This is a genomic window from Pseudacidovorax sp. DMC4, assembly GCF_056314265.1.
Map to the genome: position 1 here is coordinate 692799 of NZ_JBQUYR010000001.1, position 22081 is coordinate 714879.

At 69.9% G+C, this 22081-nt stretch carries 20 protein-coding genes; 13 read left to right on the forward strand and 7 right to left on the reverse strand.

Translation table 11 applies throughout. The annotated features are described in order from the left end of the window. Positions 1–13 precede the first annotated feature (13 nt). The 4 genes from ACT54X_RS03190 to ACT54X_RS03205 are packed head-to-tail and all read left to right on the forward strand — an operon-like array spanning position 14 to position 5238. Positions 14–868 (forward strand): glucosaminidase domain-containing protein, encoded by an 855-nt coding sequence (locus ACT54X_RS03190; RefSeq protein WP_295376576.1) that lies wholly within the window; start codon positions 14–16, stop codon positions 866–868. Next, a complete protein-coding gene (flgK, locus tag ACT54X_RS03195) occupies positions 865–2748 on the forward strand; it encodes a flagellar hook-associated protein FlgK (protein ID WP_476344973.1) in 1884 nt (627 codons plus the stop codon). Before ACT54X_RS03190 ends, flgK begins: the two co-directional genes overlap by 4 nt. A 17-nt stretch (positions 2749–2765) precedes the next feature. After that, positions 2766–3962: a flagellar hook-associated protein FlgL gene (gene flgL, locus ACT54X_RS03200; RefSeq protein ID WP_476344975.1), complete on the forward strand. Its 1197-nt coding sequence runs from the start codon at positions 2766–2768 to the stop codon at positions 3960–3962. 34 nt (positions 3963–3996) lie between these two features. Continuing rightward, positions 3997–5238, forward strand: a complete 1242-nt coding sequence (locus tag ACT54X_RS03205) for an HDOD domain-containing protein (protein ID WP_476344977.1) — start codon at positions 3997–3999, stop codon at positions 5236–5238. Positions 5239–5323: 85 nt separating this feature from the next. On the opposite strand, the gene ettA is transcribed toward ACT54X_RS03205, so the two are convergent. Next, positions 5324–6985, reverse strand: coding sequence for an energy-dependent translational throttle protein EttA (gene ettA, locus ACT54X_RS03210; RefSeq protein ID WP_476344979.1), 1662 nt, complete (start codon positions 6983–6985; stop codon positions 5324–5326). 326 nt (positions 6986–7311) lie between these two features. On the opposite strand from ettA, the gene ACT54X_RS03215 reads away from it, so the two are divergent. The 4 genes from ACT54X_RS03215 to ACT54X_RS03230 all read left to right on the forward strand — a co-directional run bounded on the left by ACT54X_RS03215 (position 7312) and on the right by ACT54X_RS03230 (position 11868). After that, entirely contained in the window at positions 7312–9111 is a 1800-nt protein-coding gene (locus ACT54X_RS03215; protein WP_294369701.1) for a DEAD/DEAH box helicase, read from the forward strand. Between the two features lie 125 nt (positions 9112–9236). Continuing rightward, positions 9237–9716 (forward strand): MarR family winged helix-turn-helix transcriptional regulator, encoded by a 480-nt coding sequence (locus ACT54X_RS03220; RefSeq protein ID WP_294369702.1) that lies wholly within the window; start codon positions 9237–9239, stop codon positions 9714–9716. Positions 9717–9718: 2 nt separating this feature from the next. Beyond that, positions 9719–10393, forward strand: a complete 675-nt coding sequence (locus ACT54X_RS03225) for a GNAT family N-acetyltransferase (protein WP_294369704.1) — start codon at positions 9719–9721, stop codon at positions 10391–10393. Between the two features lie 224 nt (positions 10394–10617). Beyond that, a complete protein-coding gene (locus ACT54X_RS03230; protein ID WP_294369706.1) occupies positions 10618–11868 on the forward strand; it encodes an MFS transporter in 1251 nt (416 codons plus the stop codon). Positions 11869–11889: 21 nt separating this feature from the next. Here the strand turns inward: ACT54X_RS03230 and ACT54X_RS03235 are convergent, their stop codons facing one another. Genes ACT54X_RS03235 through ACT54X_RS03245 form a run of 3 tightly spaced genes read right to left on the reverse strand, consistent with a single transcriptional unit; the run spans position 11890 to position 15798 of the window. Beyond that, positions 11890–13263, reverse strand: a complete 1374-nt coding sequence (locus tag ACT54X_RS03235; RefSeq protein ID WP_476344982.1) for an L-serine ammonia-lyase — start codon at positions 13261–13263, stop codon at positions 11890–11892. Positions 13264–13270: 7 nt separating this feature from the next. Further along, positions 13271–14440 (reverse strand): M20 aminoacylase family protein, encoded by a 1170-nt coding sequence (locus tag ACT54X_RS03240; RefSeq protein ID WP_294369710.1) that lies wholly within the window; start codon positions 14438–14440, stop codon positions 13271–13273. A 14-nt stretch (positions 14441–14454) separates the two neighbouring features. Further along, on the reverse strand, positions 14455–15798 hold the full coding sequence (locus ACT54X_RS03245) for a DUF3100 domain-containing protein (RefSeq protein WP_294369712.1): 1344 nt from the start codon (positions 15796–15798) through the stop codon (positions 14455–14457). Between ACT54X_RS03245 and ACT54X_RS03250 the strand changes: the two genes are divergently transcribed. The 4 genes from ACT54X_RS03250 to ACT54X_RS03265 all read left to right on the forward strand — a co-directional run bounded on the left by ACT54X_RS03250 (position 15797) and on the right by ACT54X_RS03265 (position 18251). Continuing rightward, complete coding sequence (locus tag ACT54X_RS03250; protein ID WP_294369715.1) at positions 15797–15970, forward strand: hypothetical protein; 174 nt, start codon at positions 15797–15799, stop codon at positions 15968–15970. The genes ACT54X_RS03245 and ACT54X_RS03250 overlap by 2 nt on opposite strands. Before the next feature lie 5 nt (positions 15971–15975). Continuing rightward, the gene (locus tag ACT54X_RS03255) at positions 15976–16911 is read left to right on the forward strand and encodes a LysR family transcriptional regulator (RefSeq protein ID WP_476345107.1); all 936 of its coding nucleotides are present in this window, start codon (positions 15976–15978) and stop codon (positions 16909–16911) included. Between the two features lie 99 nt (positions 16912–17010). Further along, positions 17011–17772, forward strand: a complete 762-nt coding sequence (locus ACT54X_RS03260; RefSeq protein ID WP_294369717.1) for an aldolase — start codon at positions 17011–17013, stop codon at positions 17770–17772. Positions 17773–17921: 149 nt separating this feature from the next. Further along, positions 17922–18251, forward strand: coding sequence for a hypothetical protein (locus ACT54X_RS03265; RefSeq protein ID WP_234192362.1), 330 nt, complete (start codon positions 17922–17924; stop codon positions 18249–18251). A 4-nt stretch (positions 18252–18255) separates the two neighbouring features. Here the strand turns inward: ACT54X_RS03265 and ACT54X_RS03270 are convergent, their stop codons facing one another. The 3 genes from ACT54X_RS03270 to ACT54X_RS03280 form a co-directional block, all read right to left on the reverse strand. Further along, a complete protein-coding gene (locus tag ACT54X_RS03270) occupies positions 18256–19689 on the reverse strand; it encodes an MATE family efflux transporter (protein ID WP_294369719.1) in 1434 nt (477 codons plus the stop codon). An 82-nt stretch (positions 19690–19771) separates the two neighbouring features. Then, the gene (locus tag ACT54X_RS03275) at positions 19772–21019 is read right to left on the reverse strand and encodes an MFS transporter (RefSeq protein ID WP_294369720.1); all 1248 of its coding nucleotides are present in this window, start codon (positions 21017–21019) and stop codon (positions 19772–19774) included. Beyond that, entirely contained in the window at positions 21012–21482 is a 471-nt protein-coding gene (locus ACT54X_RS03280) for a MarR family winged helix-turn-helix transcriptional regulator (protein WP_294369721.1), read from the reverse strand. Before ACT54X_RS03280 ends, ACT54X_RS03275 begins: the two co-directional genes overlap by 8 nt. Before the next feature lie 50 nt (positions 21483–21532). On the opposite strand from ACT54X_RS03280, the gene ACT54X_RS03285 reads away from it, so the two are divergent. Further along, positions 21533–22078 carry a PaaI family thioesterase gene (locus ACT54X_RS03285; RefSeq protein ID WP_294369724.1) on the forward strand — a complete coding sequence of 182 codons (546 nt, stop codon included), beginning with the start codon at positions 21533–21535 and terminating at the stop codon, positions 22076–22078. Positions 22079–22081 lie beyond the last annotated feature (3 nt).

A 22081-nucleotide genomic window follows, 5' to 3' on the forward strand; every position in this document is an offset into this window, starting at 1 on the left:
GGCCCGCATCGCCATGAGCATCGGCACCTCCACCTCCAACAGCCTGGCCGCCGACGCGCGCTCGCTGGACGCGTTGAAGTACGCCACGGGCAACGACCCGAAGGCGGTGCGCGAAGCCGCCAAGCAGTTCGAGTCCCTCTTCATGCGCGAGCTGATCAAGAGCATGCGCGAGGCGACCACCAAGTCGGGCCTGCTCGACAGCGACGGCGAGAAGCTGGGCACCGACCTGCTGGACCAGCAGCTGTCGGTGCAGCTGTCGGGCCTGCCGGGTGGCCTGTCGGACGCCATCACGCGGCAGCTGACGCAGCAGATCCAGGGCAGGCAGGCCCCCTCCACGCTTTCGCTGGCCGCCATGGGCGGCATCGGCAAGGCGCCGGTGTCGACGACGGCCAGCCAGAGCGGCTTCGTGGCCCGCCACCAGGACGCAGCCCAACGCGTGGCGCAGGAGACCGGCATCCCTGCCGCCTTCATGATCGGCCAGGCCGGCCACGAGACGGGCTGGGGCCGCAGCGAGATCCGCAACGCCGACGGCAGCAGCGCCAACAACCTGTTCGGCATCAAGGCCACGGCCGGCTGGACGGGCAAGGTCGCCACCGTGACCACCACCGAGTACATCCACGGCGAGCCGCGCAAGGTGAAGGCGAAGTTCCGCGCCTACGACTCGCCCGAGGAATCCTTCCGCGACTATGCGCGCCTGATCGGCGAGAACCCGCGCTACGCGCAGGCCCGCGCCAACACCCATTCCGCCCAGGCCTATGCGGCGCAGCTGCAGAAGGCCGGCTATGCCACCGACCCGGCCTATGCCCGCAAGCTGGGCCGCGCCATCCAGGCGACGCAGGCCCTTCAGCAGCGGCTGCAGACCACATGAGCTCCCTCCTCAACATCGGCCTGTCCGCGCTGCAGGCCAACCAGGCGGCGCTGACCACCACCGGCAACAACGTGGCCAACGCGGGCAGCGTGGGCTACTCGCGGCAGTCGGTGGTGCAGCAGCAGGCCATCACCACACCCACCGGCAGCGGCTACCTGGGCAACGGCGTGCGCGTCGTCACGGTGGAGCGCGCGTACAGCAGCTACCTCACGCAGCAGGCCAACCAGACGGCCGCCGTGTCGGCGGCGGATTCGGCCCGCTCGGGTCAGCTGGCCTCGCTCGAGTCGGTGTTCCAGACCGGCAGCGCCGGTCTGGGCTCGGCGATGAATTCACTGCTCAATGCCTTCACCAACGTCGCAAGCGCCCCCACCGATTTGTCGGCACGCACGGTGGTGCTGACCCAGGCGGGCGCGCTGGCGTCGCGCTTCTCCAGCGCGCAGAGCCAGCTCGACGAGATGGGCCAGTCCACGCTGGAACAGCTGGGCACGGCGGCCGACACGGTCAACCGCCTGGCCGCCTCCATCGCCAAGATCAACGGCCAGATCCAGCGCGCCCGCGGCACCGGCCAGGAGCCCAACGACCTGCTCGACCAGCGCGATACGCTCATCACGCAGCTCAACGCCCAGGTGCAGACCAGTACCGTGCAGGCCGACGACGGCACGCTGTCGGTCTTCGTCGGCAACCAGGCGCTGGTGCTGGGCAGCAGCACCGGGCAGGTGTCGGTGGGCACGGCGGCCGACGGCAGCACCACGCTCGACATCGCGCGCGGCAGCGTGGTGGCCCACCTGGACGCCGACGCGCTCGGCGGCGGCGCCGCAGCGGGCCAACTGCGCTTCCTGAACGAGGACCTCCCGGACACCCGCAACCTGCTGGGCCGGCTGGCCCTGACCATGACGACCACGGTCAACGCCCAGCATTCGCTGGGCGTGGGCCTGAACGGGGAGACGGGCAACAAGCTCTTCGGCGACATCGGCCTGCCGACCTCGACGCCGGCCGCCACCAACACCGGCAACGCGGTGTTCGCGGCCACGGTGAGCGACGTATCGGCGCTCGTGCCCTCGTCCTATGCGCTGAGCGTGCAGCCCGACGGCAGCTACCAGGTGCGGCGCCTGTCGGACAACACGGTGAGCAGTTTCGCCAGCCTGCCCGCGCAGATCGATGGCCTGTCGCTCAATCTGCAGTCCGGTGCCGGCGCACCGGGCGACGTCTATCGCATCGAACCCTTCGCGCAGGCCGCGGGCAAGGTGGCGGTGGCGCTCGGCTCGGCCAGCGCGGTGGCGGCCGGCAGCCCGGTGCAGGCCAGCACCGGCACCACCAACACCGGCAGCCTGGCCGTGTCGGGCGTGTACGCCAGCGCGCAGAACGCCAACCTCACCGCCACGGCCACCCTGACCTTCAATGCCGACGGCACCTACAACATCAGCGGCACCGGCACGGGCAACCTGAGCAACCAGCCCTACACCGCGGGCGAGGCGATCTCGGTCAACGGCTGGTCGCTGACGCTCACCGGCGTGCCCAAGGCGGGCGACACCGTGACCGTGCAGGCGGCCACCGCGTCGATGACGGCGCAGAACAGCGGCAATGCCAAGGCCCTGCAGGGGCTGGCCGACCAGAAGGTGATCGACGGCTCGCCGCTGTCGGACGGTTATGCCGGCCTGATCGCGCGCGTGGGCGTGCGGGCCCAGGGCGCCAAGTACGCGGCGCAGGTGTCCTCGGCCATCGCCACGAGCACCGAGACGGCACGGGCCAACAGCACCGGCGTGAACCTGGACGAGGAAGCCACCAAGCTGCTGGCCTACCAGCAGGCCTACCAGGCCTCGGCACGGGTGATCCAGATCGCGCAGAACATCTTCGACTCGCTGCTGTCCAGCGTGCGCTGAGGGCAAGGGGCCACCGCATGACCATCCAACGCATCTCCACCCCCAACCTGCGCGAGACGGCCATCCAGCGCCTGGCCGAACGCCAGGCCCAACTGGCCGACCTGCAGGAGCAGGTCAACACCGGCAAGAAGATCAACCGCCTCAGCGACGACCCGCTGGCCGCGGCGCAGGCCGAGCGCGCCACCACCCGCGTGGCACGCGTCGAGACGCAGCAGCGCGCGCTGCAGGCCCAGACGGCCTCGATGACCAGCGTGGAGTCGACGCTCGGCGATTCGGTGACCGCCCTGCAGTCCTTCCGCTCGCTGCTGGTGCAGGCTGGCGGCGGCGCGCTCTCGGAGACCGACCGCCAGTCCATCGCCCAGCAGATGACGGCGCTGCGCGACCAGTTGCTGTCGTATGCCAACACCACCAATGCCGACGGCCTGCCGCTCTTCGGCGGCCTGGGCAGCACCGCCCGGCCCTTCACCGATGCCGGCGGCACGGTGAGCTACCAGGGCGTGTCGGGCCAGGCCGCCGCCTCGGACAGCAGCGTGCCCGGCGTGCTCGATGGCTTCGCGACCTGGATGGATGTGCCCACCGGCAACGGCGTGTTCGAGGTGAACCAGGCCACCGGCACGACCCAGGTGCACACCGACACCGGCCAGGTGCTGGACCCGGGCGCGCTCACCGGCCATGCCTACCAGGTGAAGTTCTCCGTCGCCACCGACGGCACGACCACCTACGACGTGCTCGACACCAACACCCAGCAGGCGGTGGTCTCCGGCGCCGCGTACAAAAGCGGCCAGGCGATCAGCTTCGGCGGCATGTCCTTCACGGCCAGCGGCACGCCGGCCAGTGGCGACACGCTGGAGGTCAAACCCTCGGGCAGCCAAAGCCTCTTCGCGATCATGGACCAGGCCATCGCGGGTGTGCGCAGCGCGGCCAATGGCCAGGTCACGCAGGCCGTCTCGCGCGGGCTGGCGCAGGTGGATTCGGGCCTGGCCAAGCTGTCCGCCGCGCGCAGCCAGGCCGGCGAGTTGCTCAACCGGGCCGATACCATCGGCGACCGGCTGACCACCCGCAGCGACCAGCTCGAGAAGGTGCGTGCCGACGCCGAGGATGCCGACCCTGTCAAGGTTCTCTCGGATATCAGCAGCCAGCAGACGATGTACTCTGCCGCCCTGGGCACCTATGCCCAGATCCAGAAGCTCTCTCTCTTCAACTACCTGAGCTGAGGCCTGTCGCCAGGCTTCCTCCCTCTTCCGCATCGTGGCCCAATCCGTTCTCGGCAGTCTCACCCTTTGCTACCAGCTTCTTTGGAATCGCAGGCGCGACATGGCGGGGATACGGCTGCTGGCCTACGAGGACGGTGAACATGCCGACGGCGGCCATCTGCTGCGCAGCCTCACCGAGATGTGGATGGCCGAATCGCCCAAGCTGCTGGTGGCGCCGCGCTCGCCCCGGCTGCTGCACGGCGTGCTGGAGCAGGCCGATGGCGAGTCGCCGATGGTCGAGGTGCCGGTCGACTGGCTGGCCGACGAAGCCCTGGCCCTGGCCGCCACCGAGGCCCGCCGCCGCGGCGCCGCACTCATCGCCTCGGCCGGTCCCGGACCGCGGCGCACGGACTTCCCGGGCCGCAGCTCGCCCCGCGTGATGGAGCTGGAGGTCGACCATGCGGCCGCCGCCCTGCAGGCCGTGCTGCGCGCGCGCGAGGCCGATCCGCGCCATCCCGCGCAGCGGGCGGCGGCACAGGCGCAACTGGCCGCCAGCCCCATCGAGCCCGAGCAGATCGTGGTGGGTGCCGCCAGCATGGCGCTGGTCGAACATGCGCTGGACCAGCGCGCGGCCTGGGCCGTGGCCGGCTGGCCCATCGAGGACGTGCTCCACCGCAACAAGGGCCAGCCGCTGCCGCCCACGCGCCGCGGCGTGGTGCGCACCATGCAGGCGCTCGAATCCGAACAGTCGCTGGATCAGCTGGAGCTGCAGTTCGGCCAGGAGCCGGCACTGGCCTATCGCCTGCTGCTGCATCTCAACTCGGCGAGCCTGGGCCTGCGGCGCCGCATCACCTCACTGCGCCACGGCGTGATGATGCTCGGCTACCGCACGCTCGACGCCTGGCTGGCCGAGCAGTTGCCCCACACCAGCGACGACCGCAACCTGCAGCCCGCCAATGCCAGCATGGTGCTGCGGGCGCACCTCACCTCGCAGCTGATGGAGGCGGGGGTGGAGGAGGAACTGCGGCGGGAGGTCTACCTGTGCGGGCTCTTCGCCCAGCTCGACCTGGTGATGGACGAGCCCATGCGCACGGCCGTCGGCCGGGTGGCCCTGCCCGAGCGGGTGGTGGAGGCGGTGCTGCGTGGCACCGGGCCCTACGCCAGCGTGCTGCAGGTGGCCCAGGCCCTCGGCCAGGACAACCCGGCCGTGGTGCGCGCCACCCGCGCGCGCTTCGACATGGGTGCCGAGGAAATCAACCGCTCGCTGCTGCGCACGCTGGCGGTGGCGACGGTCTGAGCGTCGACGCGGATACGGGCACGCCCGGCCCGCAGCATGCCAACGGGCCCGCCAGGCCGCAGGGCCCGGCGAGCGGGGCGCCAGCTTACTTGAGCGCCTTGAAGCGCACCCGCTTGGGGGCAGCGCCCTCTTCGCCCAGGCGCTTCTTCTTGTCGGCCTCGTACTCCTGGTAGTTGCCGTCGAAGAACACCCACTGCGAGTCGCCTTCGGCGGCCAGGATGTGGGTGGCGATGCGGTCCAGGAACCAGCGGTCGTGGCTGATGACCAGCACGGTGCCGGCGTATTCCAGGAGGGCGTCTTCCAGCGCGCGCAGGGTTTCCACGTCCAGGTCGTTCGACGGTTCGTCCAGCAGCAGCACGTTGCCGCCCTGGATCAGCGTCTTGGCCAGGTGCAGGCGGCCGCGTTCGCCGCCCGACAGGTTGCCGACCTTCTTCTGCTGGTCCTGGCCGTTGAAGTTGAAGCGGCCCGCGTAGGCGCGGCTGGCCATCTGGAACTTGCCGACGTTGATGATGTCGAGGCCGCCGGAGATGTCTTCCCACACGGTCGCCTCGTTGGCCAGCGCGTCGCGCGACTGGTCGACGAAGGCCATCTTGACGGTCTGGCCGATCACGACCTCGCCGCTATCCGGCTGCTCGCGGCCAGCGATCAGCTTGAACAGCGTCGATTTACCCGCACCGTTCGGGCCGATGATCCCGACGATGGCGCCGGCCGGGACGTTGAAGGACAGGTTGTCGATCAGCACGCGGTCGCCGAAGCTCTTGCTGACACCCTTGAACTCGATGACCTGGCTGCCCAGGCGGTCGGCCACAGGGATGAAGATTTCCTGCGTCTCGTTGCGGCGCTGGTATTCGTAGTCGCTCAGCTCCTCGAAGCGCTGGATGCGGGCCTTGCTCTTGGCTTGGCGGCCCTTGGCGTTCTGGCGCACCCACTCCAGTTCCTTCTTCAGGGCCTTGGCGCGGGCTTCCTCGCCCTTCTGCTCGGCCTCCAGGCGGCTCTGCTTCTGCAGCAGCCACTCGGAGTAGTTGCCCTTGTAGGGAATGCCACGACCGCGGTCCAGTTCAAGAATCCACTCGGCGGCGTTGTCGAGGAAGTAGCGATCGTGGGTGATGGCCACCACGGTGCCGGTGAAGCGCTGCAGGAAGATCTCCAGCCACTCGACCGATTCGGCGTCCAGGTGGTTGGTGGGTTCGTCGAGCAGCAGCATGTCGGGCTTGGACAGCAGCAGCTGGCACAGCGCCACGCGACGCTTCTCGCCGCCGGAGAGCATGCCCACCTTGGCGTCCCAGGCCGGCAGGCGCAGGGCGTCGGCGGCGATCTCGATCTGGTGCTCGCTGTCGGTGCCCGCGGCGGCGATCACGGCCTCCAGCTGGCCCTGCTCGGCGGCCAGGGCGTCGAAGTCGGCATCGGGCTCGGCGTAGGCGGCGTAGATCTCGTCGAGGCGCTTCTTGGCGTTGTTGACCTCGCTCATCGCCTCTTCGATGGCCTCGCGCACGGTGTGCTCGGGGTTGAGCTTGGGTTCCTGCTCGAGGTAGCCGATGGACAGGCCAGGCATCGGCAGGGCCTCGCCCTCGATCTCCTTGTCCACGCCGGCCATGATCTTCAGCAGCGAGGATTTGCCCGAGCCGTTGAGGCCGAGCACGCCGATCTTGGCGCCGGGAAAGAACGAGAGGGAGATGTCCTTCAAGATCTGCCGCTTGGGCGGCACGGTCTTGGAGACATGATTCATGGTGTAGACGTACTGGGCCATGGCTTCGTGTCGGTGCGGGGTGGGGGAACGCGCTCGGATGAAGAGGGGCCCGGTGCCGGGCGAGCGCGAAAACCATCGATTATCCCTCCTCGACGCGGCCGACGGGCGCGCCAGCGCTGAACTCATGCCACAATCGGGGCGTTGCCGGGCACAGTCACCCGCAACACGGCTCTTCGCCGGGGACGACGGATTCGCATCCTTCCAGGCTCCCGCCTTACCTCCCTTTCCACCTCGACTGGCCCGGTTCGCGCCCAAGCAGCGCCATCGCGGCGGGTGGACGCAAGACGAACACCGCGCCGTGCATGGCGCCCGTAAGTAACTACCGAATGAACTTCGACGAACTGAAGCTGGCCCCCGCCATCCTCAAGGCCGTGCGCGAGCAAGGCTACGAAACCCCCACCCCCATCCAGGCGCAGGCCATCCCGGCCGTCCTCGAAGGCCATGACCTCCTCGCCGGCGCGCAGACCGGCACCGGCAAGACCGCCGCCTTCACCCTGCCCATGCTGCACCGCCTGTCCAAGGGCGAGGGCAAAACCAACAAGTTCGGCAAGGACGGCATCGCCGCCCTGGTGCTGACCCCCACGCGCGAACTCGCCGCCCAGGTCGAGGAATCCGTGCGTACCTACGGCAAGTACCTGCCGCTGAGCTCCACCGTCATCTTCGGCGGCGTGGGCATGAACCCCCAGATCGAGCGCATCAAGCGCGGCGTGGACATCCTGGTGGCCACGCCCGGCCGCCTGCTCGACCTGCAGCAGCAGGGCCATCTGGACCTGTCCACGGTCGAGATCCTGGTGCTGGACGAAGCCGACCGCATGCTCGACATGGGCTTCATCCACGACGTGAAGAAGGTGCTGGCCCTGGTGCCCAAGGACAAGCAGAGCCTGCTGTTCTCGGCCACCTTCAGCGACGACATCCGCGAGCTGGCCAACAGTCTGCTGCGCAATCCGCAGAGCATCCAGGTCACGCCGCGCAACACCACGGTGCAGCGCATCACGCAGGTGGTCCACCCGGTGGGCCGTGGCAAGAAGAAGCAGCTGCTGGCGCACATCATCCAGCAGCACGACTGGAGCCAGGTGCTGGTGTTCACGCGCACCAAGTTCGGCGCCAACCATGTGGCCGAGTTCCTCGAGAAGAACGGCATCACCGCCATGGCGCTGCACGGCAACAAGAGCCAGAGCGCCCGCACGCAGGCGCTGGCCGGCTTCAAGAGCGGCGAGATCCGCGCCCTGGTGGCCACCGACATCGCGGCCCGCGGCATCGACATCGACGACCTGCCGCACGTGGTGAACTACGAGATCCCCAACGTGCCCGAGGACTATGTCCACCGCATCGGCCGCACCGGCCGCGCGGGCAAGGAAGGCCAGGCCGTGAGCCTGGTCTGCCTGGACGAGGAAGGCTTCATGCAGGAGATCGAGCGCTTCACCAAGCAGCAGATCCCCTCTGAAACGCTCGAAGGCTTCGGCCCCGACGAAGGCGAGATCGCCGAGCCCATCGCCATGGGTCGCCAGACCCTGTGGGGCGGCGCCGGCAAGCCGCCGAGCCGCGAGGTGATGGCCGCCGCGGCACGTGCTGCGCGCCAGGAGATGATGACCCGCATCCGCGAGAACAAGGCGGGCCAGGGCGGCGAGCGCGGCGGCCAGAAGAAGGCCGGTGGCGGTCAGGGCCAGGGCGGCCGTGGCCAGCAACCCCAGCAGCAACGCGCCGGCGGCCAGCCCTCGGGTGGCGGCAATGGCGGTCCGCGCCCGCCGCGTCAGAACAACGGGCCCAAGCGTCACCATGGCGGCGCGGGCGGCCACGGCGGCGGCAACGCGCCGGCCCATGCCCTGTACGAGGACCGTCCGGAGCGCCAGCCCAAGCACTACGGCAACACGACCAGCCCCTCGCATGCCGACGTGGTCGCGCATCGCCGCGCCGAGGCCTATGGCGGACCGTCGGGCCAGCCCGATCCGCTGCGCACCAGCGTCGAGGCGACCTTCGGCCGTGGCCGTCGCAATGGCGGCGGCGGCGGTGGTGGTGGCAACGGCGGCGGCGGCGGTGGTGGTGGCAATCGCCGTCGTGGCGGCGGTGGCGGTGGCTACTCCGGCGGTGGCGGTGGCGGCTACTCCGGCGGCGGCAAGCGCTACTGAGCGAATCCTGCCTGCACAAGCGAAGAACGAAGCGGCCCATCGGGCCGCTTTTTCTTTGGCTGCTCGATTGACGCGGCCAAGCCGTTTGCATAGCATGATATGGAAATAGCCATGATGGAGACCGCATGATCGAGGACGTCGTCAAGGAGCTGGGCCATCTGACGCTCGGCACCCGCCTGAAGCGAACCGGCGAGTTGCTGCAGGCGCAGACGCAGGCCGTTCTCGCCAGCTACGGTTTCGAACAGCCGGCCGCGCACTTCCCGCTGCTGGCGGCGCTGGACCGGTTGGGCGCCCTGAGCGTCGGCGAGCTGAGCCAGGCCGTGGGCGTGAGCCAGCCCGTGGTCACCCGATCGCTCAAGGGGCTGGAGGACGAAGGCCTCGTGCAGTCGGAGACGGGCGACGAAGACCGCCGCGTGCGCCGCGTGACCTTGAGCCGCAAGGGCAGAAGCCTGGTGCAGCGTGCCCGGCGCGAAGCCTGGCCGGCCATCGAGTCCGCTGTCGCGCAGGCCTGCGCCCGAAGCCGGGGCGATCTGCTCTCGCAGCTCGCTGCACTTGAGGACGCGCTGGCCACCACCCCTCTGTTGCAGCGCATCCAGGAGGCCTGACCATGTCCGCACTCGACCGGCCCGTCTGGGCCAGCCTGCAGCATCAACCGCATTGGGCACTCGGGGGTGAGCGTGCACGACGCTTCGTGCCCGATCTCCACGGCTTTGCCGCCACGGCGGATGAAAGTGCGGCCAGCCTCGACGCACTCGTCGGCCTTCTCGGCCCCGCTGGCGACAGCGTGTATCTGCTGCAGGTGCCGGCCATCGCCGTTCCTCCGGGCCTTGAAGTCGTGAAAGCAGCCGCAGGCGTGCAGATGGTGGCCACACGCCGCCTCCACGCCGATGACAACGTGGTGGTGCTGGGCGATGCGGATGTTGACGAGATGCTGGCCCTGGCCCGGCTCACCGAGCCCGGCCCCTTCTTCGCCCGCACGCACACGCTGGGGCGTTTCATCGGCGTGCGCATCGGCGGCCGTCTGGCCGCAATGGCCGGCGAGCGCATGCGCTTTCCCGGGCATGTGGAGATCAGTGGCGTCTGCACGCATCCGGACTTCCGCGGACAGGGCCTGGCGCGCCGCCTGTCTGCCGCCGTGGCAGCCGACATCCAGCAGCGCGGCGACCTGCCCTTCCTGCACGCGTGGACGACGAACACCGCCGCGATCTCGCTGTACGAAGACCTCGGCTTCGTCGTGCGCACGCCGGTCCATGTCGCCGTGCTTCGGCGAAAGCCGTCCTGAGGCCTTCCACGCGGTCGAGACGATCGACCTCCGCACAGGAAGGCTTTCCCCGGCGACACGGGGCGCATCCTTAGGCCAGCCTTAAGCGGCCCACCACAAGACCGCGTCCGACTGGCATCGCCCGCGCCATCGGCCTAGAGTGGCTCCACGCTGCACACCGACACCGGCGGTCGTTCCTCCTCCGTGCCAGGCGCAACGCTTGCACAACCCAAGGAGAACACACCATGACCTGGACCCGCGAGCAGATCCACGTGACCACCGCCAGCTATCTCGGCTGGACGCTGGACGCCTTCGACTTCTTCCTGATGGTGTTCATCCTGAAGGACATCGCGGCCGAGTTCCACGCGCCGCTGCCTTCCGTGGCGCTCGCCATCACGCTCACGCTGGCCATGCGGCCGGTGGGCGCGCTGATCTTCGGGCGGCTGGCCGACCGTTTCGGGCGCCGGCCCACCATGATGGCCAACATCCTCTGCTATGCCGTGCTGGAGCTGCTGTCGGGCTTCTCGCCCAACCTGGCGACGCTGGTCGTGCTGCGGGCGCTGTTCGGCATCGCCATGGGCGGCGAATGGGGCGTGGGCTCGGCCCTCACCATGGAGACGGTGCCGGCGCGATCGCGCGGCTTCGTCTCCGGGTTGCTGCAGGCCGGCTATCCCACGGGCTTTCTGCTGGCGTCGCTCGTGTTCGGCCTGTTCTATTCACACATCGGCTGGCGCGGCATGTTCTTCGTCGGCATCCTGCCGGCGCTGCTGGTGATCTACGTGCGCTCGCATGTGCCCGAATCGCCCGCGTGGAAGCAGATGGCCAGCCAGCCCCGGCCCAGTCTGCTGGCCGGCCTGCGCCAGCAGTGGAAGCTCGCCCTCTACGCCGTGGTGCTGATGACGGCCTTCAACTTCTTCTCGCACGGCACGCAGGACCTGTACCCGACCTTCCTGCGCGTGCAGCATGGCTTCGACGCGCACACCGTGTCGATGGTGACCATCGTGCTCAACATCGGCGCCATCGTGGGTGGCCTGGCCTGCGGCACGCTCTCCGAGCGCATCGGCCGCCGGTGGACCATCTTCGGCGCCGCCCTCTTCGCGCTGCCCGTGCTGCCGCTGTGGGCCTATTCGCACTCGGCGGCCGCGCTGGCGGCGGGCGCCTTCCTCATGCAGCTGAGCGTGCAAGGCGCCTGGGGCGTGATCCCGGTGCACCTCAACGAGATCTCGCCACCCGCACTGCGGGCCACCTTCCCGGGCCTTGTCTACCAGCTGGGCAACCTGCTGGCTTCGGTCAACGCGACCATGCAAGCATCGCTCGCGACCTCACGCGGCAACGACTATGCGTTTGCGATGGCCGTGGTGGCCGGCACGGTCGCGGTGGTCATCGCGGGCCTGATCCTGTTCAGCCGCGAGCACCGCGGCGTGGACATGGGCGTGCAGGCGCCCCTCACTCCGGCCAGCGGCGGTGGCGTGCATCCCGCCCTCGCCCACCGCTGACGACTGCACGGTGGCTGGCGGTCAGCACTCGACCACATTCACCGCCAGACCGCCCAGCGAGGTTTCCTTGTAGGTGGACTTCATGTCCTCGCCGGTCTGCTTCATGGTGCGGATGACGGTGTCGAGCGACACGCAGTGCTGGCCGTCGCCGCACAGTGCCATGCGCGCCGCGTTGATGGCCTTGACCGCCCCCATGGCGTTGCGCTCCACGCAGGGGATCTGCACCCGCCCCCCCACCGGGTCGCAGGTGAGGCCCAGGTTGTGCTCCATGCCGATCTCGGCCGCGTTCTCCACCTGCTGGGGCGTGCCGCCCTGGACCGCTGCCAGTGCACCGGCGGCCATCGAGCAGGCGACGCCCACTTCGCCCTGGCAACCGACCTCCGCCCCGGAGATCGAGGCATTGGTCTTGTAGAGCATGCCGATGGCTGCCGCGGTGAGCAGGAAGTCGATGACGCCCTGCTCCGTCGCCCGCGGCACGAAGCGCCAGTAGTAGTGCAGCACGGCGGGCACGATGCCGGCCGCTCCGTTGGTGGGCGCCGTCACCACGCGGCCGCCTGCGGCGTTCTCTTCGTTGACGGCCATGGCGAAGGCATTGACCCAGTCGATGGCAGCGAGTGGATCCTGGTCGCCCTGCTCCTGCATGAGGCGCCGGTAGAGCTCCGGCGCCCGACGGCGCAGGCGCAGAGGTCCGGGCAGCGGCTGGCCGGCTGACTCGTGGCCGATGCCCAGGCCGCGGGCCACGCAGTCCTGCATCACGCGCCAGATGCGCAGCAGCCCCTTGCGCACCTCGGCCTCCGGCCGCCAGGCACATTCGTTGGCCATGACCAGGGCGGCGATGCTCTGCGACCGTGCCTGCCCCAGCAGTTGCTCCGCGCTGGCGAAGGGATGCGGCACGGGCGCCAGCGCGTCCGCACGCGGACCATCCGCCCCAGCCTCGACCACGAAGCCGCCGCCCACCGAAAAGTAGTGCGCATCGCGCAGCAGGCCGCCATGGGCGTCGAAGGCCGCCAGACGCAGGGCATTGGGATGCTCGGGCAGCGACCGCTCGCCCAGGAAGGCGATGTCCTGCAAGGCGTCGAAGCGGATCGGCTGCAGGCCGAGCACATGCAGCAGGCCCTCGCGCCGCACTGCGGCCAGACGTGGGGCGACCTGTTGCGGCTCGACCGAGTCGGGCGCCTCGCCCATCAGGCCGAGCATGACGCCGATGTCGGTGTCATGCCCTCGGCCGGTGGCACCGAGCGAGCCATAGAGATCGACCTGCAACCGCGCCAGCGCATTCAGCAGCCCGGCGGCCTGCAGTCCGCGCGCGAACAGAAGCGCCGCACGCATGGGCCCGACGGTGTGCGAGCTGGAGGGACCGATCCCGATCTTGAAGATGTCGAAGACGGAAAGCATCGGCCGATCATGCCGCGGGCAATTGCTGCCGCACCAGGGCAACCCAGTAGGCGGCGCCCAGCGGCAGGATGTTGTCGTTGAAATCGTAGTAAGGGTTGTGCACCGGCGGATCGTCGGCGCCCTCGCCCGCGCCGATGCCGATGTAGGCGCCGGGTCGCTTCTGCAGCATGAAGGCGAAGTCCTCCGAGCCCATGGCCGGCGCAATGTCCGTGTGCACCTGCCCCTCACCGACCAGGCTGGCTGCGGCGGCGATGGCCGCCTGCGTCTCGGCCGGCGTGTTGACCACGCCGGGATAGCCGCGCATGTACTTGAGCGACACCGTCGCGCCGTGCGTACGGGCCACGCCCTCGCAGATCTGGCGCATGGCGGCCTCGGTGCGGTCCTGCACGGCCGCGTCCAGCGTGCGCACGGTGCCGCGCAGCACGACCTCTTCGGGGATCACGTTCCACGTGTCGCCGCCATGGATCTGCGTGACGCTGACCACGGCCGACTGGGTGGCGGCGGTGCGGCGGCTCACGATGGTCTGCAATGCATTGATCAGCTGGGCCGCCACCACCACCGAGTCGATGCCGGTCTCGGGCATGGCGCCGTGGCTGCCCTTGCCGGTGACGACGATCTCGAAAGTGTCGAGAAAGGCCGTCATGGTGCCGCTGCGGATGGCGAAGTGCCCGCGCGGCAGTTGCGGAAAGTTGTGCATGCCGTAGACGGCGTCGGCCGGGAACTGGTCGAACAGCCCCTCCTCCACCATCACGCGGCCGCCGCCCTCGTTTTCCTCGCCGGGCTGGAAGACGAAGTGCACCGTCCCGCGGAAGGGCTTGTGCCGTGCCAGATGGGCCGCCGCGCCCAGCAGCATGGCGGTGTGGCCGTCATGGCCGCAAGCGTGCATCTTGCCGTTGCAGCGCGAGGCATGCGGCTGGCGGCCCAGCTCCTGCATGTTGAGTGCGTCCAGGTCGGCACGCAGCGCGATGCTGGGGCCATCGCCGTTACGGAGCGTGGCGACCACACCCGTCACGGCCAGGCCACGATGCACGGGCAGGCCCATCAGCGCCAAAGCCTGCGCCACCACGTTGGCGGTGCGGTGCTCCTCGAAGGCGGTCTCGGGATTGGCATGGATGTCGCGGCGCCAGGCGACCATGCTCTGGCGGATGTCGTCGGCGATCTCGGGATTTCGGTACATGGTGGGAGCGTGGGTCAGTGGAAGAGCTCGGCGATCAGCGTCGCGCCGAGGAAGGTGCCGGCCGTCGCCGTCAGCGACACCACCACGATGCGCCAGCCCAGCTGGCGGAACAGCGGCAGGTCCTTCGCAACCGAGAAGCCGGCCATGGCCAGCACGGGCGTGGTGAAGGCCAGGAAGTTGAGCTTGCCGGTCAGGGCCAGCACGGTGTCGGAAAAGGGAAAGAGTCCGGGCACGCCGATCACGGTGGCCAGCACCGACAGCGCGAGAACCATGGGCAACCGCGGCATCAGGCGCTTGAGCGCTTCGACGACGGCGACGATCAGCACCACCACCAGCATGCCCTCCAGCGAAGTCAGCAACGGCACTTTGTACGACAGCAGGTTGCCCACCATCACACCGCCGGTCATCACCACCCAGGCCAGTGCGGTGTCGCGCAGGCCAAGTGCGGCGTGGGCCGGCATGGCGGCTTGCGCGGGATCTGCCTGCGCTTCCACGGCCGGGCGGCGCCCGCGCGCCGTCGCACGACCGAGCAGCGGTTCGAGCCGCCCATAGAGCCAGGAACAGGCCGGCAGCGACAGGAAGAGCGTGAAGTAGAAGCCCACCACCGAGGTCAGCAAATTGGAGGCGGCGGCAATGGCGGTGAGCTGGGGCACCAGCTCGGCCGGTTGCTGCGCTGTGATCGCGCCCAGCGCCGCCGCCATCAGGCTGCCCGAACCCACGCCTGCCCCCATGGCCAGCGAGCGCGGATCGAAGATGTGCAGGCTGGCGATGAACCCCGCCAGCACCGCGATGAACACCGCGCCGAGCACGGTGCCGGTGACGTATTCGGCCAGCACACCGCGGCCCTCGGGCGAGGCCATGCCGTATTTCTCCCCGATGATGACCAGGTTGCCTTCGCGGCCCACCGAGAAGGTGGCGCCCACGGCTTCACGCTTGATGCCCAGCAGCAGCGCCAACGGCAATCCCAGCACGAGGGTGCCGAAGGCATGACCGAACTCCTGGAAGAGCAAGGCCCAGCCAGCCTGCCGCACCATCGGCAGCGCGGCACCCACGGTAAGGCCCAGCTTGACAACGAAGAGCAGCAGGCCCGCGTTGAGCAGTCCGCTCGCCAGCCCCTGCAGGCCGCGGTCCACACGCATCAGCCGGGGCAGTCGGGCCTGCGCGATGCCGAGTGCCGCGGCGATGAGCAGCGCCCACAGCATGGGCAGCAACACCACCTTGCCCGGTCCCAGCTTGAACTGTGCCGCACCGATCCACTCGGCCGCGGCCACGACGGCCAGGATGACGACCACCAGGCGCAGCTTGTCGCTCGCGGTGGATATGAAGACAGCGGCCGGCATGGCCGTGGAAGGTGGCATGGCTGGATTCATCGGCTTCGACGCCCTCGCCGGGGTCGGATATGGGTTGAAGAAAACACCGCTCCTCCAGCGGCGGCCGCCAGTCTCCGCACTTGCCGCCGTTGCATCAATGACCGGCGAATGGGATATTCGTTGCATGGAATGCAACACTTGGAAGGCGGTCGCCCGATGAATGCGATGGACGACCGCCTCGACGCCCGTCGCATGCGCTACTTCATGCAGGTGCTCGACAGCGGTTCGGTCCGCGGTGCGGCCGAGGTGCTGGGCATGGACCCGTCGGCCGTCAGCCGCGCCATCGGCGTGCTGGAGGAGGAATGCGGCGTCCGCCTGCTGGACCGTCGGGGCCGGGGCGTCGTGCCCACCGATGCGGGCGAGCTATTGGCCACCTACGTGCGCCGCCAGCACACCCAGAAGCAGCAACTGCTGGCGCAGCTCGACGACATCCAGAAGGTGGAGCGGGGCCACATCGACATCGTGGCCGGCGAAGGCTTCGTCGACTGGCTCATGCGCCACAGCCTGCAGCGCTTCATGGCGGCGCATCCGGGCATCACGGTGGACCTGTCGGTGGGCAGCACCGACGCCGTCGTGCGAGAGATCGTGGAGGAGCGGGCCCACATCGGCATGCTCTTCCAGCCGCCGCGCGACGAGCGGCTGCGCTCGCACCATTCGCACCCGGAGCCGATCCTCACGCTGGTGCTGCAGACGCATCCGCTCGCGCAACTCGGCCGGCCGCTGCGGCTGGCGGACCTGCTGCCCTACCGCGGCGCCACGCTGCATCGCGACTTCGGCGTTCGCCAGCACATCGAGGCCACCGAGATCAGCGAAGGCGTGCGGCTGCCCACGCAGCTGAGCACCACCTCCTTCCATGCGCTGGGCCAGTTCGTGATGGCGGGCCTGGGTTACGCGCTGTCGGCTCGCCTGCCCATGCCCGCGGCACCGGATGGCAGCCGCGTGGCGGCCTTGCCGATGCGCAATGCCCTGCTGTCGCAGGGGCGGGTGCATGTGGTGTCGCGCCACGGGCGTGTGCTGCCGCCGGCGGCGGCCCTTCTGCTGCGGATGATCCTGGAGGATTTCCCGCCCGCGTCAGCGCGTGCCGCGCCAGCGGTTGGTTGAAGGCAGTGGCGCACCCCGCGGTTGCAACCGTCTGCGCGCCACAATGCCCGCGGGCCGCCCGGCCTGCCTTCCTGCCCCCTCCTGCACCAAGCTTTTCAGATGACCCTCGACGCCCACACCGACTTCCACAGCCCCGCCGTGCGCCAGCTGCGCGAGGACCTCGCCCTGGCCCTGCGCGCCGCGGCGCACCACGGCCTGGGCGAAGGCGTCTGCAACCACTTCAGCGTGATGCTGCCCGGCGAGCCGGCGCGCTACCTCATCAACCCGCGCGGCCTGCACTGGAGCGAGGTCGGCCCGGACGACATCGTGATGATCGACGTGCACGGCCAGGTGCTGGCGGGCAGCCATCGCGTGGAGCCCACGGCCCTGTTCATCCACGGTGCCATCCATCGGCTGACCGGCCATGCGGTGGTCATGCATGTGCACGCACCCTATGCCACCGCCCTCACGCTCACGGCCGACCGCGCGCTCGACCCGACGCTGAGCCAGAACGCGATGCGCTACATGGACCGCATCGCCATCGATCCACACTACAACGGCCTGGCGCTGGACGATGCCGAAGGCGAGCGCATCGCGCGCACCATGGCCGCCGACCAGGGCAAGGACGTCGCCTTCCTGGCCAACCACGGCGTCATCGTGGCGGGCGCCACGGTGGCCCATGCCTACGACGACCTCTATTACCTGGAGCGCGCCTGCCTGCACCAGGTGCTGGCGCAGAGCACCGGCCGGCCCCTGGCGCCGGTGGCACCCGGGATCGCTGCGCGCGTCGCGGCCCAGGTGCAGGGCGAAAGGGAGCAGTCCGACCTGTTCTTCGAGGCGCTGCGGCGCATGCTGCCGGCGCCCGCGACCGTCACACCCTGACACGGCTGTCGCATTCGGCAGGCCTTCGTTTCACGAGGGCAGCCAAATGCTCACAACTTCTTTCCACGCTTCTCGGGCCGCTTACATGGCATTGACAAGCGGCGGCGACCATTGCTTCACCAACAACCGACAGGAAGCAAGGAGTCGTGATGAACAAGTTGACCATGGCCTTCTCGGCAGGTGCGCTGGCGCTGGCCGGACTCGCCGTCCCGGCCCTCGCGCAAGCCAGCGGCCCGAGCATCCAGGCGCAGGTGTACCTGGGAGGCCCGCCGCCGGCCCCCGCCTACGTGCCGGTGCCCGCACCGGTGTACTACCCGCCGCCGCCGCGCCATTACTACGGCCCGCCGCCGCGGTATTACGGTCCGCCGCCGCACCACTATCACCGCCCCCCGCACCACCGTCGCGGCTGGGGTGATGCCGACCGGGACGGCGTGCCCAACCGCTACGACCGCCGGCCGCACAACCCCTATCGTTACTGACCGGTCAACGGTCTGAGCGAAGCGCCATCCCACCCAGGGTGGCGTTTTCACGTCCGGGCCAGCGTGGCCATCCCACCCGGCCGAACCAGGCGCCGCCAGCGATGCTCCAGGCGATAACCAGGCCGTAGACGACCAGGGCGGCCGCCTGCGCCGCGAACACCTGGGCCAGCGTGCCACCCGATGCGACCACGACCAGCCCGCCAACGCCCGCCACCAGCAGGCGCAGCAGGTTGCCCAGCACGGGCCACATCAACCGGCCCGCGCCCTGCGAGGCGAAATACAGCACCAGCCCGACCCCGAAGAAGCCGTAGAAGGGCCCCACGGCGCGCAGGTACGAGGTGCCCGCCTCCAGCATCGCCGCGTCTTGGCCGAACAGCCGCAGCCAGGCCAGCGGCCAGAGCGCAGCCGCCACGCCGATCACCGTCGTCATGCCGAAGGCCAGGGCGGCGCCGATGGCCGCCGCGCGCAGTGCACGCTCCGGGCGACCGGCGCCCATGCTCGTGCCCACCATCGCGACCAGCGGCGCGCCCAGGCCGAAGACCAGCGGCACCAGCAGGTACTCCAGTCGCGCACCGGTGCCATAGCCGGCGATGGCGCCCGCGCCCCAGTGGCCCGCCAGTCCGGTGGCGATGCCGATGCTGAGGTTGGTCGCTGCGGTCGATACCGCGCCCAGCAGGCCCACGCGCAGCACGCCGCGCATCAGGGGCCAGCTCCATTGCGCCTGCGACCATGCCGGTTGCAGCAGGCTGCGCCTCGAACGCAGGTACAGCGCCAGCGCCACCGTGCCGCCCAGGTAGTACAGCAGCAGCGCGATGGCCCCGCCCGCGATGCCCAGCGCCGGAATCGGGCCCCAGCCGGAAATGAGCATGGGCGACAGCGGCACGGCCACCACCACGCCCACGATGGTCACCAGCGCCGGCAGCGCCATGTTGCCGGTGCCGCGCACCACCGCCGCCAGCGAGTTGAACAGCCACACCAGCACGGCGCCGCCGAAGACCCAGTGCGAATAGGTCAGCGCCGCGGCCAGCACCGGGCCCTCCCCGCCCATGCGGGCATAGAGCCAGCCGCCCGCGAGCCACATGACCCCCATGCAGGCCAAGCCGAAGCCCAGCGCGATGGCCACCGCCTGCCAAACCAGCCGATGCGCGTCGTCGCGCCGGCCCGCGCCCAGGGCGCGTGCAATGGCCGAAGCGATGCCGCCGCCCATCGCGCCGGCCGAGCTCATCTGCATCAGCATCACCAGCGGAAAGACCAGCGCCATGCCAGCCAGCGCATCGGTGCCGAGACGGCCGACGAAGTAGGTCTCCACCAGGCCGATGGCCGCCTGCGCGAACATCACGGCGATGTTGGGCACGGCCAGGCGCAGCAGCGTGGGCGTGATGGGCGCCTCCAGCAGCATGCGGGTGCGCGGGTCGAGCCGGGGAGTCGATGAGGTCATGGCGAGGTCCTGGATGCGGCAAGCGGCGGCGGCGCATTGCTGCGGCCGCCGTGACGCGGTGGGGTGCGAAGAAGACGGAGGCTCAGGCCGGCGCCATGGCGCGCGCGGGTGGCGACTCGCGGATCGGCAGGTTGACCAGCGCGGCGCCGGCCGCCAGCGCGATGTCGATCCACCACATGAGGTCGTAGCTGCCGGTGCGCTCGAACACCCAGCCGCCCATCCACGCACCCAGGAAGCCGCCGATCTGATGCGACAGCATCACGAGGCCGAAGAGCATGGCCATGTTGGCCGGCCCGAACATCTTGGCGACCAGTCCCGCTGTCGGCGGCACGGTGGAGAGAAAGCTCACGCCCATCACTGCCGCAAAGACCAGCATCACGGCCACGGTCTTGGGCGCCAGCAGGAAGACCAGCACCGCCACCGCCCGCGTCGCATACACCAGCGACAGCAGCGACTTCATGCGCCAGCGCCCCAGGGCCCAGCCCATGGCCAGGCTGCCGACGATGTTGAACAGGCCGATCACCGCCAGCGACCAGCCGCCCACCGCCGGCGGCAGGCCGCAGGCCGCCACCACGCTGGGCAGATGCGTGGCCAGGAAGGCCACATGGAAGCCGCAGACCAGAAAGCCCGCGGCCAGGTAGCGGTAGCTGGGGGTGGCCAGCGCCTGGCCGATGGCCTCGCGCACCGTCAGGGCGCGAGGCCCACCGGCCGCCGCCTGCTGCGCCACCAGCGCGCGCGAATTGCCCCGAAGCACCCAGGCCGCCGGCAGGGCCAGCAGCACCAGCACGCCCAGCCACTGCATCGACGCGGCCCACCCCACCGCCGCCGTCAAACCGATGGCCACCGGCGCCAGCGCGAACTGGCCGAAGGAGCCGCCCGCATTCACCACGCCGGTCGCCAACCCGCGACGGGCCGGGGGCACCAGCCGCATGGTCGCGCCCATCATGACCGAGGGACCCGCCATGCCCGCCCCGCCCGCCGCCAGCACACCCACGGCCAGGATCAGCCCCAGCGTGCTCGTCATGTACGGCGTGATGAAGGTGCCGATGGCCACCAGCACCACGCCGAGCAAGACGGTGCGCGCGGTGCCGACGCGGTCGGCCAGGGCGCCGGCGAAGGGCTGCGTCAGGCCCCACCACAGCTGGCCGAAGGCGAAGGCCAGGCTGATGCTGCCCAGCCCCAGATGCGTGGCGGTGTTGAGCGAGGGCAGGTACAGGCCCATGGTCTGGCGCACGCCCATCGTCAGCGCGAAAGTGCCGGCGGCGGCCAGCAGCACCAGCCACAGGGCGGGCAGGCGCACCGCGCCGGCGGCCGGGGTGGAATCACTCATGCTCTTCTCCTTCGTCGGCATCGCCGTCCTCGTTGGCGCGCAGCAGGTCGATGGCCTCGTCGAGCAGCGCATGCAGGGCCAGCACCCGGTCCAGGCCCAGCAGATCGTTCAATCGTTCCTGCGCGGCGCGCCAGCGGCGCTGCGCCTCGGTCCGCTTCTCGCGGCCGGCGTCGGTGATGTGCAGCAGCCGGCTGCGCGCATCGGGCCCCTCGGCCTGCTCGATCCAGCCGGCGGCCAGCAGCGGCTGCAGGTTGCGCGTCAGCGTCGAGGCGGTGAGGCCCATGGCACGCGCCAGGTCGACCGGGCGCAACGGCCCCAGCTTGAGCACATGCGACAGCAGCGAGTACTGCGTGGTCTTGAGGCCGACCTGCGCCAGCTCGGCGTCGTACAGGCGCGAAACGCGCCGCCCTAGCTGGCGCAGCTTGAAGTTGGTGCAGCCCTTCGGCTTGACGATGGTGTTCATGGCCTATGATTGTAGATGCAACTATTGCATATGCAATCAAAGGAGATGCGATGAGCGACAGCACGAACGAACTGCAGCGCTGGCTGGACGACGAGGCCACGGTCCGCGCGCGGATGGATGCCGGTGCCGGCCCCGGCGTGGCAAGGCCTGAACAGGTGATGGGCCGCAGCGGGCTGGAGGTGATGCAGGCGATGCTGGCCGGCGAGCTGCCCTATGCCGAGATCGCCCGCACGCTGGACTTCGTGCTGATCGAGGCCGTGGCCGGCCGTGCCGTCTTCCAGGGCCAGCCGCAGGTGCGCCACCTGAACCCGCTGGGCACGGTGCATGGCGGCTGGTTCGCCACCCTGCTCGACTCCGCCCTGGGCTGCGCCGTGCACACCAGCCTGCCGGCCGGCCGCAGCTACACGACCGCGGAGCTGGGCATCAACATGGTCCGCGCGATCACGCCGCAGGTGCCGCGCGTGCGGGCCATCGGCCAGGTCATCCACTGCGGCCGGCAATTGGCCACGGCCGAGGCACGGCTGGTGGGCCCCGACGGCACGCTCTACGCGCATGCCACGACCACTTGCCTCGTGTTCGACCTGCGTCCGCGCTGAGCT